Consider the following 14,932-nt stretch of genomic DNA (forward strand, 5'->3'; position numbering starts at 1 on the left):
GCGCGATGAATCAGACACGAAGCATCGAGGAACTGCTGCAGCAACCGATCGAAGCGATCATCCCGCATCGCGGCACCATGTTGCTGATCGACGGCGTGAACACGTTCACTGAAGAGACGCTGAGCGCGCGCGCCACGGTGCATGCCGACGCGTGGTACGCCGGCGCGGAAGGCGCGATGCCCGCGTGGATCGGCATCGAGCTGATGGCGCAGGCCATTGCCGCGCACGTCGCGCTGGTGGCGATGCGCGGCGGCGGACGCGCACGCCCCGGTGTGCTGCTCGGTTCGCGCAGCTACAAGGCGCTGCAACCGGCGTTCGCGCGCGGCGCGCAGTTGCTGATTCGCGTGACGGAACTGCTGCGCAGCGAGGAAGGCCACGCCGCCTACGAATGCACGATTCATGATGGCGACATGTGTTGCGCCGAGGCTGTGATCAAGGTGTTCCAGCCGTCCGATTTTCAGTCATTCATTGAGGGGAGTTTCAGTTCATGAGCCGGCGTGTTCTCGTTACCGGCGCAAGCCGCGGTATTGGCCGCGCGATTGCGTACCAGTTGGCCGCAGACGGCTTCGCGGTATCCGTGCATTGCCGCACCGGACGCGCCGAAGCCGAAGCGGTCGCAACGGGCATCGCCGCACAGGGCGGCACGGCGCGCGTGCTCCAATTCGACGTGCGCGAGCGCGCCGTGTGCCGCGAAGTGCTCGAAGCGGATGTCGCGGCGAACGGTCCGTACTACGGCATCGTGTGCAGCGCGGGCGTGACGCGCGACGCCGCGTTCCCCGCGCTCACGGACGAAGACTGGGACGTGGTGATCGAAACCGGCCTCGACTCGTTCTACAACGTCGTGCATCCGCTGACCATGCCGATGGTGCGCGCGCGCAAGGGCGGGCGCATCGTCACCATTGCGTCGGTGTCCGGCGTAATGGGCAATCGCGGCCAGGTGAACTACAGCGCGGCGAAGGCCGGCCTGATCGGTGCGACCAAGGCGCTCGCGGTCGAACTCGCATCGCGCAACATCACCGTCAATTGCGTGGCGCCCGGTCTGATTGAAACCGGCATGCTCGACGAGATGCTGCTCGAACACGCGCTCAAGACGGTGCCGATGAACCGCGTCGGGCAGCCTGCGGAAGTGGCGTCGGTGGTCAGCTTCCTGATGTCGGACGCGGCCTCGTATGTCACGCGCCAGGTGATCGGCGTCAACGGCGGGATGATCTGATGAAGCGAGTCGTTATTACCGGCATGGGCGGCGTCACGGCGCTCGGCGACAGCTGGGACGCCATCGAAGCGCGCCTGAAAGGCGGCGTGAACGCGGTGCAGCGCATGCCCGAGTGGGACTACTTCGAATCGCTGCATACGCGGCTCGCGTGTCCGTTGCCCGAATTCGTCACGCCTGCGCACTATCCGCGCAAGAAGACGCGCTCCATGGGGCCCGTGTCGCTGTATTCGGTGCGCGCGAGCGAACTCGCGCTCGCCGATGCGGGCCTCGCCGACGACGCCAGCATCAAGGACGGCCGCATGGGCGTCGCATACGGTTCGTCGTCGGGCTCGGTGCAGCCGATTCGCGCGTTCGGCACGATGCTGGAAACCGGCTCGATGAGCGACGTGACGTCGAACAGCTACGTGCAGATGATGCCGCACACGGCCGCCGTCAACGTGAGCCTCTTCTGGGACCTGAAGGGGCGCATCATTCCGACCTCGTGCGCGTGCGCGTCGGGCAGCCAGGCAATCGGCTATGCGTATGAAGCGATCCAGACCGGCAAGCAGACGCTGATGCTTGCAGGCGGCGCCGAAGAGTTGTCGGGGCCGGCCGTCGCTGTGTTCGACACCTTGTACGCAACGAGCACGCGCAACGACGAGCCGCATCTCACCCCGCGCCCTTTCGATGCCGCGCGCGACGGCCTCGTGGTCGGCGAAGGCGCGGCCACGCTCGTGCTCGAAGAATACGAACATGCGCTCGCGCGCGGCGCGCGCATTCACGCGGAGATTGTCGGCTTCGGCTGCAATTCGGACGGGGCGCATATGACGCAGCCGACCGCGGAAACGATGGCCCTCGCCATGCAGCTCGCGCTCAAGGACGCACAGCTTCCGGCCGAGGCAATCGAGTATGTGAACGCGCATGGCACGTCGACGGATCGCGGCGATATTGCCGAGAGCCATGCGACCGCGCAGACCTTCGGCGAGCGCATGCCGATCAGTTCGCTCAAGAGCTATGTGGGCCATACGCTCGGCGCGTGCGGCGCGCTCGAAGCGTGGTGGACCATCGAAATGATGAAGCGCAACTGGTACGCGCCCACGTTGAATCTGCACGACGTGGACCCGGCCTGCGCGCCGCTCGACTACATCGTCGGCGCGGGCCGCGAGATCGACGCTGAGCTTGTGATGAGCAACAACTTCGCGTTCGGCGGGATCAATACGTCGCTGATCTTCAGGCGCGTTCGATGAGCGTGAAGCTGCAACGCGTCGTGGTCACCGGCATGGGCATCGTGTCGTGCCTCGGCAATACGCTCGACGAAGTGTCCGCCGCGTTGCGCGCGGGCACATCGCGTATCGGGCGGATCGACGCCTGGCGCGAGCGCGGTTTCGGCTCGCAGGTCGCGGGCGTCGCCTCAGTTGCGAACGAGCCGCCGTTCGAGCGCAAGCTGGAGCGCTTCATGGGCGACACCGCGCGTTTCGCCTGTCATGCCGCGAGGAAGGCCATTCACGATGCAAGGCTCGACGCCGCCATGCTGCGCTCGCCGCTCGCGGGTACGGTGATCGGCTCGGGCGTCGGCACCATGTCGAGCTACGACGCCGCGATGGCGATTGCGAACACGCGCGGCGTCGACAAAGTGCCGCCTTATACGGTGCCGCACGCGATGAGCAGCACGGCTTCGGCGAATGTCGCGCAGGTGTTCGGGCTCGAAGGCGTCAGCTATTCGCCGTCGTCGGCATGCACGACCTCGGCGCTGGCGATCGGCCAGGCGCTGCAACTGATCCAGACGGGCCGGCAGCAGATCGTGCTCGCAGGCGGCAGCGAATCCTTGCACGACAACATGACGCTGATGTTCGACGCGATGGGCGCGCTGTCGCGGCGCTTTAACGACACGCCGCAATGCGCATCGCGCCCCTACGACACCGAGCGCGACGGTTTCGTGATCGCGTCGGGCGGCGGCGTGCTCGTGCTCGAAGCACTGGACCACGCGCTCGCGCGCGGCGCACGCATCTATGCGGAGCTGACCGGATTCGGCGATTGCACTGACGCGGGCATGGTCACGCCGCGCGCGGCCGGCATCGCACGCGCGATGCGAGGCGCGCTGAATGGAACATCGAGCGGCACGACGAGCAGCAAAACGAGCGGCACGACGAGCGAAGCCGCCAGGCGCCCCGACTACATCAACACGCACGCGCCTTCCACGCCGCTCGGCGACGTCGAAGAACTCCGCGCGTTGCAGCAGGTATTCGGCGCTGAACCGCAGCACGGCATGCCGCCGTTTTCGTCCACGAAGGGCATGACCGGGCATCCGCTCGGCGCATGCGGCGCACATGAGGCGATCTACACATTGCTGATGACGCGCGACGGGTTTATCGCGGGCACCACGGGAATAGAAACCGCTGACCCGGAGACGGACGGCATGCCGCTCGTGCGCGAGACGCGCGAGGCGCGCATCGACACGGCCATGTCGGTCTCATTCGGCTTCGGCGGAAGTTGCGCGAGTTTGATGTTCGAAGCATGGCAGGGCGGCTAAGGCGGCCGCGATTTTAAAAAACGAGGGTAGAACAATGAAAACAACGATGAAACGGGCGGCAATGCTGGGCGCATTGACGATTGCAGTGGCGGCGCTCGCCGGTTGCGCGACCCAGGTGAAATCGCTGCCGCTCGCGGCGGCGGGTGGCGAATCGCGCGGCGGCGTGCCGGTGTATTTCGGCGAGCAGAGTCATCCGTCAGTGAAGACGGAACTCGGGAATGTGTCGTACTCCGTGCGCATTGCGCGCAAGGTCGCAAGTCCCGACGACGCATGCCACGAAGCGCTCGGCGAAGCGGTCGGCAAACTGCGCGCGGCGGCACGCGAGCGCGGCGCGAATGCGGTGATCGACGTCCGCACGCGCTTTCACAGCAGCGAAAGCAACTCATCGCGCGAATTCACCTGCGGCGTGAGCCCGAGCGCGGCGGCCATCGCAGTGAGCGGAAGGCTCGTGATGCTCGAGTCGAACTGAGCCGGCGCGCGTCGCCATGCAATGGATACGCAAATCGTAAAACTCATAACAACCACGAAGGAGTATCAATGAAACGCCATCTGATGTTCGTTACACTCGCCGCCTCGTTCGCCATACTGAGCGCTGCACCGGCTTTCGCGCGCGACACGGTGGGCAACTATCCGATCGAACAGGCGTTGCACAGCGAGCCGGGCAAGGTCGGCGACGATATCGCGCTGTATTTCGCGGGTCAGCGTCATCCGGCCGTCGTGAAGACCATCGGCGAATTCGCGACGAACAAAAAGACCAACGCGTTCGGCAAGAGCGATGAGGTCGCCTGTCAGCATGTGTTTCTGTCGGCGGTAATCGAGTTGCAGGAACGTGCGCGCAAGGAAGGCGGCAACGCGGTGATCAACATCAGGAGCAACTACAGGAACGAAGTGCGCGAGAGCGCGACCGAGTTCACCTGCGGCGCGGGCGCTGTGATCGCCGGCGTGGCGTTGAAGGGCGATGTGGTGACGCTGCGCAAATAAGCGGACGTGAACGGGCCGATGAATCCGGCTGGATTCAGCCGGCCTCGCTTCAGTGGGCTTCGCTTCCGTCCGCCTCGCTTAGCCGCTCTTTATCGCCGCGACATTGACGAGCGTTTCGCGACGTTTGCCGGGTTGCGGACGATAAAGACCGAGCCGTTCAAGCAGGCCGAAGTCTTTTGCGCGGCTCCACCACAGGTAGGGCAACGAAACGTTGCGCGCGGTGAAGGTGAAGCCGCCGCTACGGATCATGTCGAGGTAGCCGTCCGCGCTTTTTTGCACATGCATGGGATGGCGAAATAGCAGCCGGATCACCCACGACTTGATGTACGCGTCGGTGGATTCGGCGAACAGCAGCACGCCGCCAGGCTTCAGCACGCGGCGGAATTCGGCGAGCGCGCGGTCCTGCTCGACAAGATGATGGAAGGTCTGATGGCAGAACACGATGTCGGCGCTGGCATCGGGCAGCGGCAGCTCCGCGCAGTCGCCGTGCAGCAGCTCGATCTCGGCGATCTTCTCGCGGCACGCGCGAGCAGCATTGGCGGCAAGCGCAAGCGAGGGCTCGTGATAGTCGATGCCGACAATGCGGCGCGGCTTGAACGCGTCGGCAAGCAGGCGAAAGGAAATGCCCTGTCCGCAGCCCACGTCGACGATCATGGGCGCCGCCGGCAACGGCGTGTCGATCAGACGCTTGAGGTCGTTGATGGCGACACGCAGCACATGGTGTTCCCACGTGTGAGTGCGCAGGAACCAGATTCCGAATGCGGTTTCCGGTACGAACGGCACGGTGGATGTGTGAGACGGCGACACGCTGGGCTCCCCGGGAAATGGTTCGTTCTGTTAGAGATGCAATGTAACAAGGCGTAAGGATGCAGCGTAATGCTGCGCCGAGCAAGCAAACGATTGAGGCAAACTTGAGTACACATGTCATGAAGCATACGGCGGTCGACGTCGTCATCATCGGCGCGGGGCCGTCCGGCGCGGTTGCGGCCGCGCTGCTGCGCAAGGCGGGCCGTTCGGTGCTCGTGCTGGAGCGTCAGCACTTTCCGCGCTTTTCGATTGGCGAGAGCCTGCTGCCGCAAAGCATGGCCTACCTCGAGGAAGCGGGCATGCTGCAGGCGGTGGTCGAAGCGGGCTTCCAGTACAAGAACGGCGCGCAATTCGTGTATCGCGACCGGTCGTCGTCGTTCGACTTCCGCGACAAGCATTCGGCGGGGTGGGGCACGACGTATCAGGTCGAGCGCGCGGTGTTCGACGAAATCCTGATTCGTTGCGCGGCCGAGCAGGGCGCCGAAGTGCGCTTTGGCCATACCGTGCAGGCGGTCCACACAGAAGGCACTGCGCCGCTCGTCGACGTGACCGACGAGACGGGCCATGCGTACCGGATCGAAGCGCGCTTCGTATTCGACGCGAGCGGTTTTGGCCGCGTGCTGCCGCGTCTTTTGAATCTCGAGGCACCCACGCGCCTGCCGACGCGAGCCGCGCTGTTCTCGCATGTCTATGACGGTCTGGCGGCCGGCGCGAGCGATCGCAACAAGATCTGCGTCGCCACGCATCCCGAGCGCCGCGACGTGTGGTTCTGGATGATTCCGCTCGCTGGCGGACGTTCGTCTGTGGGTTGCGTCGCCGAGTCGAGCTTTCTCGACGTGCCGGAGAGCGAGCGCGAGGCGACGCTGCGCGCGCTGATTCAGAAGGAGCCGACGCTCAACCGTCTGATCGGCGACGCGCCGTTCCTGATGCCGGTGCGTCACATTGGCGGATATTCGGCCAATGTCGAGCGTCTGCATGGGCCCGGTTATGCGCTGCTCGGCAACGCCGGTGAATTTCTCGATCCGGTGTTCTCATCCGGCGTGACGATCGCGCTGCGCTCTGCGCATCTGGCGGTAGAGACGCTGAACCGTCAACTCGACGGCGAGCAGGTCGACTGGTCGGCGCAATACGATGTGCCTTTGCGCAAGGGCATCGACACGTTCCGTGCATTCGTGGAGCGCTGGTACACGGGCGAATTGCAGGACATCATTTTCTATCCGGACCAGACGCCGTCGATTCGCCGCATGATCAGCGCGGTGCTCGCCGGCTATGCATGGGACGAATCGAACCCGTATGTCGCCGATCCGGTGCGCAGGCTCAATGCGCTACACGAGGTGTGCATGCAGCGCTAACACGCTGCTTTACAGCGTCACGCGACGACCTGCGTAAGGCGCGCCGCGCGCGGCGCATGCTCGCGCACAGCGTCGCGGCGATGCACGCGTTTGCCGGCCGCATATGTTTCGTAGACCGCACGGTCGTCGCCGAGCAGCGCGAATGCGAATAGCAGCTCTTCGAGCGATTCGGTGCGCGCCGTGCGGCGCGCGAGCAGCGGCGTCGCTTGCGGATCGAGCACGACGAAGTCCGCTTCGGACTTCGGCTTCAAGGTGCCGACCTTGTCCGCGAGGTCCAGTGCTTTGGCGGCGCCCGCCGTCGCGAGATAGAACATGCGCGTGGCCGTCAGATGATGGCCGGTCAAACGCGCGACCTTGTGCGCCTCGTTCATTGTTTGCAGCATCGAAAACGAGGTGCCGCCGCCCACGTCTGTTGCGAGTGCAACGGGCATGCCGGCTTCGTCGGCCTTGTCGAAATCGAACAGGCCGCTGCCGAGAAACAGGTTCGACGTCGGGCAATGCGACGCGACGGTGCCGGTTTCAGCCATGCGTTTGCGGTCTTGCGCGTCGAAGTGAATGCAGTGGCCGTACACCGCCCGGCGACGCAGCAGGCCGTAGTGATCGTAAATGTCCAGATAGCTGCGGTGGCCGGGAAAGAGGCTGTTGACCCACTTCACCTCATCCAGGTTTTCCGCGACGTGGCTCTGCACGAACACATCCGCATGCTGGCGCGCCAGCACGCCGCATGCTTCCAGTTGCGCTTCGGTCGAAGTCGGCGCGAAGCGCGGCGTAAGCGCGTACATCTGGCGCCCACGGTTATGCCAACGGCCAATAAGTTCCGCGCTGTCGTCATAGCCCGATTGCGCGGTGTCGCGCAGGAACTCGGGACAATTGCGATCCATCAGCACCTTGCCCGCGACCATGCGTAGATTGCGCGCCTCGCTTTCGCTGAAAAGCGCGTCGGCGGATTGCTTATGGACCGTGCAATAGACGAGCGCGGTCGTCGTGCCGCAAGCCAGCAGTTCATCGAGGAAGAAGCTCGCGGTGTCGCTCGCATAAGCCTCGTCTGTGAAACGGCGCTCGGTCGGAAACGTGTACGTGTCAAGCCACGGCAACAGACCCGGCGCGGGCGACGCGATCATGTCGGTCTGCGGATAGTGAATGTGCGTGTCGATGAAACCCGGCACGATCAGCTTGTCGCGCATATCCTGCACCGGCGTGCCCGCCGCGAGTTGCGGCGCGAGCGCGGCATACGCGCCCGCGGCGACCACGTGGCCGTCTGCGACGATCAGCAGGCCGTCCTCGTGGAAGACGGCCGCATCGGGCGAGCGTGACGGATCGCCGTCGAAAGTCAGCAGTTGCGCGCGAAATGCGGATTGGGGCGCCTGGGTAGATGCCTGTGCCGAGTGATTCATGTAAAGCGTCTCCGAACTTGAAAACGAGGCCGCGCGGCCAGCGGTTACATTCTGCGGTTCGTCGAAAAACCGCCGCCCGCGCTGCGATACAACGGCGCCGTCAATGCGGGCCGCTTTGATTCCAGTAGGCGTCCAGCTTCGCGATCAACTCGGCACGTTGCTCCGGCGTCACGAACGACGCTTCAAAACCGTTGCGGATGATCGTGTAGACCTCGGCGTCGTCGAGCTTCAATGCGTCGATGGTGGCCGCATAGTTGGCGTTCACGTAGCCGCCGAAATACGCGGGGTCGTCGGAATTCACCGTGACGGCGACGCCGCGATCGAGCAGGTCCTTCAGCGTGTGCCTGGTCATGTCGTCGAACACGCAAAGCTTGAGGTTCGACAGCGGACACACGGTCAATGCAACGCGCGTGTCGGCAAGACGCGAGACGAGCGCGGGGTCTTCCACGCTGCGCACGCCGTGGTCCACGCGGTCTACCTTTAGCACGTCGAGCGCTTCGTACACGTACGACGGCGGTCCTTCCTCGCCCGCATGCGCGACGAGCTTCAGGCCCAACGCGCGTGCCTTCGCGAACACGCGCTCAAATTTCGAAGGCGGATGACCGCGCTCCGACGAATCGAGCCCCACGCCGATCAGACGATGCCTGTATTGCTCGAACAAGGGTCGCGCTTCTTCGAAGGTGGCGAGCGCATCTTCCTCGGACAGATGCCGCAGGAAGCACAAAATCAGCCTGCTCGTCATGCCGCGTTGTTCTGCATCGCGGAGGGCGCGCTCGATGCCGGCCACCACCGTTGCAATCGGCACGCCGCGCTCGGTGTGCGTCTGCGGATCGAAGAAGATCTCGCTGTGAATCACGTTGTCGGCAAGGCAGCGCTCCACGTACGCCATCGTCATGTCGTAAAAGTCCTGCTCGTGCAGCAGCACGCTCGCGCCGGCGTAATAGATGTCGAGAAACGATTGCAGGTCGGTGAACGCGTAGGCGGCGCGCAAGGCGTCGATCGAGTCGTACGCGAGCTTCACGCCGTTGCGCTTGGCGAGCGCAAAAATCAGCTCGGGCTCGAGCGAGCCTTCGATGTGAATATGCAGCTCGGCCTTCGGCGCGAGCATCGTCTTTTCGATGAGGGATGCAGAGGTTGTTCGATTCATGGTCGGTCAGGAGGTATAGGTTTTTTGCGCGCGCTATGTGTAATGCCGGGCCGCCGCTCGTCAAGCCTTATCAAGCCGTCTGCGCCGCGCGATGCTGGCTCGCGTTCGCTTCCACCGCTTGAAGCAGCTGCGCCGCCGCGGAAATCGCAATGACTTCCGGCGACTTGTCGATGATGCCGTCCACGCCGAGCGGGCACTTCATCCGCGCAATCCGCATTGGGTCGATGCCGCGTGCGGCGAGCCGGTGCTCGAACTGCTTGCGCTTGCTGTGCGAGCCGATCATGCCGAAGAACGCGAAGTCGCCGCGCCGCAAGATGCGCTCGGCGAGTTCGAGGTCGCGCGTATGGTTGTGCGTCATCACGATGAAGTACGTGTTCGGCGCGGCGTCGTCAACGGCTTCGTCGGGCGCGTCGTTCGCGTCGATCTTCACGTTATGCGCGTGCAGTGAGTCGACCGGCGGAAACTGCGCGTCGCGTTCGTCGACCCAGCGTACCGTGCACGGCAACGTGGCCAACACGCGAACCAGCGCTGCGCCCACGTGGCCGGCGCCGAACAGCACGACGGGGAAGTCGCCTGGCGCAATGGTTTCGGTGAGCAGCGCGCCGCTGTCGTCGAAGCCGGCGCCGTCCCACAGCAGGCAGTCGGCGGCATCCACGCCCGGCTCGGGATCGGACAGCATCACCGCATCCGGCGCGGGGCCGAATGATACGCTACGCACCGTCGATTGACCCGCTGCGAGACGCTTCGCCAGCGAGGTGATCCAGCCGAGGTCGCCTACGTCGAGCCGCTCGAATGCGAGTATCACCGCGCCGCCGCAGCATTGTCCGAGGCTCGGGCCGAGCGCGAACCGTTCGAGGCGCCGCATATGCGGCGAGCGCATGCCGTCGCGCAGCACCTGGCGCGCGGTTTCGATCGCCTTCCATTCCAGATGGCCGCCGCCGATCGTATGCTTCGCCGACTCGCGTGTGACGATCATCTTCGTGCCGGCCTCGCGCGGCGCCGAACCTTCGACGCGCGCGACCGTCACCAGCACGGCGGCGTCGCCGTGCGCGAGCAGTTGTTGCAGGTCAGGTAGCCAGGCTTGCATCCGGCAGTTCTCCGTGCAGGGCCGCGCGCGGTGTTCGTGCGGCCGGTTGAGTGTGGCACAGTGCGTTCCTGTCGCCTCGGGTCTTCGTGACGGTGACGTTTATGATCCGTTTCGCCATACGTCAACCCGGTGCCGTTTCTGTCGTGCCGTGAGTCGCGGCTTGCTGCGATGAAGCAGCATCGTCGCGCACGTTGGCCGCGCGTAGCGCATCTAATGCGTCGAGAATTGATTCCGGCGTCGCCGGCGCACGCAAGGGCGGGACGGCGCGCGTGGACGCGCCAGCAGATGACGCCGCTGCGGCAATGGCATCGCGGATCGCGAGAAACACCGAGAACGGCAGCAACAACGGCGGCTCGCCGACAGCCTTCGAGCGGAACACGGTGGGCTCCGCGTTCTCATTCCGATAGAGCCGCACATGGAAGGCGGCGGGCGTATCGCTCACGGCGGGAATCTTGTACGTAGACGGCGCGTGCGTCATCAGGCGGCCGTCGCGGTTCCACCAGAGTTCTTCCGTGGTGAGCCACCCCATGCCCTGAATGAAGCCGCCTTCCACCTGGCCGAGATCGATGGCCGGGTTGATCGACTGACCGGCGTCGTGCAGCACGTCGGCGCGCAGCAGTTTCCATTCGCCGGTGAGCGTGTCGATCACGACTTCAGAGACGGCCGCGCCATACGCGAAGTAATAAAACGGATGACCGGTCAGCGTTTTCGCGTCCCAATGCACTTTCGGCGTCGCGTAAAAACCGTCCGACCACAACTGCACGCGCGCGAGATACGCGGCGCCAACCAGTTGCTCGAAGGGCATCGCGCCGCCATTCACTGAGACCTCGCCGTTCGCGAACCGCACATCGTCGGCCTGCCCGCCGAGCTGTTTGGCCGCGAGTTCGGCGAGCCTTGCGCGGATGGTTCGCGCGGCGTCTTCGGCGGCCTTGCCGTTCAGATCGCTGCCGGTGGAGGCTGCGGTAGCGGACGTGTTGGCGATCTTCGAGGTATCCGTCGCGCTCACGCGCACGCGCGAAAGCGGCAAACCGAACTCGTTCGCGACGACCTGCGCGACCTTCGTGTTGAGGCCCTGGCCCATCTCCGTGCCGCCGTGATTGACGAGCACCGAGCCGTCCTTGTAGACATGCACTAGAGCGCCGGCCTGGTTCAGGAACGGCACGTTGAACGAAATGCCGAACTTAACCGGCGAAAACGCGAGGCCGCGCTTGAGCACGGGGCTCTCAGCGTTGAACGCAGCGATCGCTTCGCGGCGCGCGCGGTAGTCGCTGGAGTCGAGCAGCTCGTCGGTCAGCGGCGCGAGGATGTTGTCTTCGACGCGCTGCCCATACGGCGTCGTATCGCGTTCGCCGATGCCGTAGTAGTTGGCAATGCGCACGTCGAGCGGATCGCGATTCAATTGACGCGCGATGCTGTCGAGCATCACTTCCATCACGAGCGCGCCCTGCGGTCCGCCGAAGCCGCGAAACGCGGTGTTCGACTGCGTGTTGGTCTTGCAGCACAGCGCGACGATGTCGACGTCGGACAGGTAATACGCGTTGTCGAAGTGGCATACGGCGCGCGTCGCGACCGCGCCCGAAAGATCCGCGGAATAGCCGGCGCGCAACGCGATTTCCACGCGTGCGCCGAGAATACGGCCGGTTTCGTCGAAGCCCGCTTCGTATTCGTAGATCGCGTCGTGCCGCTTGCCGGTGATCATGAAGTCGTCGTCGCGATCGGCGCGCAGCTTCACAGGACGGCGCAGCAGCCTGGCCGCGAGCGACGCGACGCACGCAAACAGCGCCGATTGCGATTCCTTGCCGCCGAAGCCGCCGCCCATCCGCCTGCATTCGCACACCACGTTGTGCGCGAGCCAGCCGAGCATATGCGCGACGACCTGCTGCATTTCGCTCGGATGCTGCGTCGAGCTGTAGACGAGCATGCCGTCCATTTCCTTCGGCACCGCATACGCGACCTGGCCTTCCAGATAGAACTGCTCCTGGCCGCCCACTTCGAACGTACCGCTAATCCTGTGCGGCGCGGCGGCGATCTTCGCCTCGGGATCGCCGCGCTTCAGATGCAGCGGCGGCAGCACGAACTGCTTCGCGGCCTTGGCCTGCGCCGGCGTGAGGATCGCTTCGAGCGGTTCGTAGCGGATCACGTCGTCGCTTCTTGCGAGCGCGGCCGCGCGGCGCGCGAGCTCGTGACTTTGCGCGATCACCGCGAACACGGGCTGGCCGAGGTACAGCACTTCGTCCACGGCGAGAATCGGGTCGTCGTGCAGCACCGGGCCGCAATTGTTTTCACCGGGGATGTCGTCGGCGGTCAGCACGGCGATTACGCCAGGCGCTCGTCGGACCGCGTCCAGGTCCATCGACACGATGCGCGCGTGCGCGTGGCGCGACAGACCCAGCGCCGCGTGCAGTGTGCCGTGCAGTTCGGCGATGTCATCGGTATAGGCGGCTTCGCCGCTCACATGCAGCGCGGCCGATTCATGCGGCAGCGCTACGCCGATCGCGGCTTCGCTTTCGCGCGCTGCATTCTGGCGTCGGGCTTGATCCGTTAGCGGCTCTGCGGCGCGTTCGATAAAAGCATCGGTGCGGTTCATCACGACGGCTCCTTCGCGATCGCCTCCGGCGCGCCGGCTTCGAACGCGAACACGTTCACGTCGAAGAGCGCGAGCGGCGCGTCGTCGCGCGTTTCCAGATGGAAGCGCCACAGCAGGTTGCGCGCCACCTTCAGCCGATACGCGCTCGACGCGCGCATGTCGGTGAGCGGCTGGAAGTCGGCAGCGAGCGCACTCATGGCCTGCCGCACGGTGGCTTCGTTCCACGGCGCGCCGTTCAGTGCGGCCTCGGTTTGGGCGGCGCGCTTGGGCGTTGCCGCCATGCCGCCGAAAGCGACGCTCGCTGCGCCGATACTGCCGTCATCGGCCAGATGCAGTGCGAAGGCCGCGCAGACCGCTGAAATATCCTGATCGTAGCGCTTCGAGACTTTGTACGTGCGAAAGCGCAGGTTGCCCGCCGGTCGCGGCACGCGCAGCGCGGCGACGAATTCGCCGGCCGCGAGCGCGGTTTTCTGATAGCCGAGATAGAACGCGTCGAGCGGCAGCGTGCGCGTTTTCGTGCCATGACGCAGCACGACTTCGGCGCTGAGCGCGAGCAGCGCGGGCATCGAATCGCCGATCGGCGAGCCGTTCGCGACGTTGCCGCCGAGCGTGCCGGCATTGCGGATCGGCAGGGAAGCGAAGCGCGTCCACAGTTCCGCGAGTTCGGGATAGTCGGCGGCGAGCGCGGCATACGCATCTTCGAGCGTGACCGCGGCGCCGATGGTCAGCGTTTGCGCATCGCGCTCGATGCTCTTCAGTTCGCGCACATTGCCGATATACAGGATGTCGCCCAAATCGCGAAATTGCTTGGTGACCCACAAACCGACGTCGGTGCTGCCGGCGACAAGCCGCGCTTGCGGATGCTGCTCGCGAAGCCGCGCGAAGGCCTCGAGCGTGACGGGCGCGTAAAACGCCGGCGCGCCGAAGGCGGCGCCGCGGGCGTCGGGCGCGCGGTATTCGAAGGTGTCCTTGCGTTGCAGCTCGCGCAGCGCCGTTTCCACCGCGTGGCGCTCCAGCGTCACGCGCGGGTACTGCGCGTAGTCGAACATTTTCTGCGCCGCGTCGACGATTGGCCGGTAGCCGGTGCAGCGGCACAGATTGCCCGATAGCGCAGTGTTGATTTCGTCGCGCGTCGGCAGGCCGGCGGCAGCCGGCTGGTTCTCGTACAGCGCCCACATCGACATCACGAAGCCGGGCGTGCAGAAGCCGCACTGCGAGCCGTGGCAGTCCACCATGGCCTGTTGGACGGGGTGCAGCGTGCCGTCGGCGGCGCGCAGATCTTCGACGGTGAAGAGCGCCTTGCCGTCGAGCGTGGGCAGAAACTGGATGCAGGCGTTGACCGCTTTGAGCGCGAGTGCGCCGCGTGCGTCGAGCTCGCCGATCACCACGGTGCAGGCGCCGCAGTCGCCCTCAGCGCAGCCTTCCTTCGTGCCGGTGCAATGCAGGTCTTCGCGCAGATGCTGGAGCACCGTGCGCGAGGCAGGCACGCCCGCGACCTCGTGGACGGACCCCTGGCGATAAAAGCGGATGGTTTGCGTTGTCATGGCGAATCCGAAAGACAGTGCGGACCGGGCGCGCGTTACGCATGGGGTCGCGCCAAAGCCGGCCTCGCGCACGTAGATCGCCATCCAGATTCGAAGATAGCATTCCCGCGCCCCAAAAATATTTCCGATGTCGAATGAAGCTTATGCGGAACAAGCAATGAGATAAGTCCGATTTGAGTCGGATTCGCGGGAGGCGGAGAAGTTGCGTTCGGGGGGAAGTGCGCCGGGAAGATGGGGAAGGCGGGACAGAGCGGAGAGGGCAGGAAAGGCGGGAGAGGCGGGAGAGGCGGGAGAGGCGGGAGAGGCGGGAG

13 protein-coding genes are annotated in these 14,932 nt (G+C 65.0%); 7 read left to right on the forward strand and 6 right to left on the reverse strand.

Going from position 1 to position 14,932, the window contains the following annotated elements; all coding sequences use genetic code 11:
- The first annotated feature begins 5 nt into the window (after positions 1-5).
- The 6 genes from A3AC_RS0121990 to A3AC_RS0122015 all read left to right on the forward strand — a co-directional run bounded on the left by A3AC_RS0121990 (position 6) and on the right by A3AC_RS0122015 (position 4,703).
- Positions 6-491: a hotdog family protein gene (locus tag A3AC_RS0121990; RefSeq protein WP_025601429.1), complete on the forward strand. Its 486-nt coding sequence runs from the start codon at positions 6-8 to the stop codon at positions 489-491.
- On the forward strand, positions 488-1,213 hold the full coding sequence (locus A3AC_RS0121995) for a 3-ketoacyl-ACP reductase FabG2 (RefSeq protein ID WP_025601430.1): 726 nt from the start codon (positions 488-490) through the stop codon (positions 1,211-1,213). Before A3AC_RS0121990 ends, A3AC_RS0121995 begins: the two co-directional genes overlap by 4 nt.
- Positions 1,213-2,439 (forward strand): beta-ketoacyl-ACP synthase, encoded by a 1,227-nt coding sequence (locus A3AC_RS0122000; RefSeq protein WP_025601432.1) that lies wholly within the window; start codon positions 1,213-1,215, stop codon positions 2,437-2,439. The genes A3AC_RS0121995 and A3AC_RS0122000 overlap by 1 nt, the downstream gene beginning before the upstream one ends.
- Positions 2,436-3,722 carry a beta-ketoacyl-[acyl-carrier-protein] synthase family protein gene (locus A3AC_RS0122005; RefSeq protein ID WP_025601433.1) on the forward strand — a complete coding sequence of 429 codons (1,287 nt, stop codon included), beginning with the start codon at positions 2,436-2,438 and terminating at the stop codon, positions 3,720-3,722. Before A3AC_RS0122000 ends, A3AC_RS0122005 begins: the two co-directional genes overlap by 4 nt.
- Positions 3,723-3,768: 46 nt before the next feature.
- On the forward strand, positions 3,769-4,191 hold the full coding sequence (locus A3AC_RS0122010) for a signal peptidase (RefSeq protein ID WP_025601434.1): 423 nt from the start codon (positions 3,769-3,771) through the stop codon (positions 4,189-4,191).
- 68 nt (positions 4,192-4,259) lie between these two features.
- Positions 4,260-4,703 (forward strand): excinuclease ABC subunit A, encoded by a 444-nt coding sequence (locus A3AC_RS0122015; protein WP_025601436.1) that lies wholly within the window; start codon positions 4,260-4,262, stop codon positions 4,701-4,703.
- A gap of 78 nt (positions 4,704-4,781) precedes the next feature.
- Here A3AC_RS0122015 and A3AC_RS0122020 read toward each other — a convergent pair whose 3' ends face one another.
- The gene (locus A3AC_RS0122020) at positions 4,782-5,510 is read right to left on the reverse strand and encodes a class I SAM-dependent methyltransferase (protein WP_025601438.1); all 729 of its coding nucleotides are present in this window, start codon (positions 5,508-5,510) and stop codon (positions 4,782-4,784) included.
- Between the two features lie 119 nt (positions 5,511-5,629).
- On the opposite strand from A3AC_RS0122020, the gene A3AC_RS0122025 reads away from it, so the two are divergent.
- Positions 5,630-6,862, forward strand: coding sequence for an NAD(P)/FAD-dependent oxidoreductase (locus A3AC_RS0122025; protein ID WP_035475626.1), 1,233 nt, complete (start codon positions 5,630-5,632; stop codon positions 6,860-6,862).
- A 17-nt stretch (positions 6,863-6,879) separates the two neighbouring features.
- Here the strand turns inward: A3AC_RS0122025 and guaD are convergent, their stop codons facing one another.
- The 5 genes from guaD to xdhA form a co-directional block, all read right to left on the reverse strand.
- Complete coding sequence (gene guaD / locus A3AC_RS0122030) at positions 6,880-8,256, reverse strand: guanine deaminase (protein WP_025601442.1); 1,377 nt, start codon at positions 8,254-8,256, stop codon at positions 6,880-6,882.
- Positions 8,257-8,356: 100 nt separating this feature from the next.
- On the reverse strand, positions 8,357-9,364 hold the full coding sequence (locus A3AC_RS0122035; RefSeq protein ID WP_442856519.1) for an adenosine deaminase: 1,008 nt from the start codon (positions 9,362-9,364) through the stop codon (positions 8,357-8,359).
- A 109-nt stretch (positions 9,365-9,473) separates the two neighbouring features.
- Positions 9,474-10,490: a xanthine dehydrogenase accessory protein XdhC gene (gene xdhC, locus A3AC_RS0122040; RefSeq protein WP_025601446.1), complete on the reverse strand. Its 1,017-nt coding sequence runs from the start codon at positions 10,488-10,490 to the stop codon at positions 9,474-9,476.
- Positions 10,491-10,611: 121 nt separating this feature from the next.
- Entirely contained in the window at positions 10,612-13,077 is a 2,466-nt protein-coding gene (xdhB, locus tag A3AC_RS0122045) for a xanthine dehydrogenase molybdopterin binding subunit (protein ID WP_025601448.1), read from the reverse strand.
- A complete protein-coding gene (gene xdhA / locus A3AC_RS0122050) occupies positions 13,077-14,621 on the reverse strand; it encodes a xanthine dehydrogenase small subunit (protein ID WP_084515556.1) in 1,545 nt (514 codons plus the stop codon). Before xdhA ends, xdhB begins: the two co-directional genes overlap by 1 nt.
- Positions 14,622-14,932: the final 311 nt, after the last annotated feature.

Origin of the sequence: Burkholderia sp. WSM2230, assembly GCF_000472445.1 — a bacterium.
Lineage (GTDB): Bacteria > Pseudomonadota > Gammaproteobacteria > Burkholderiales > Burkholderiaceae > Paraburkholderia.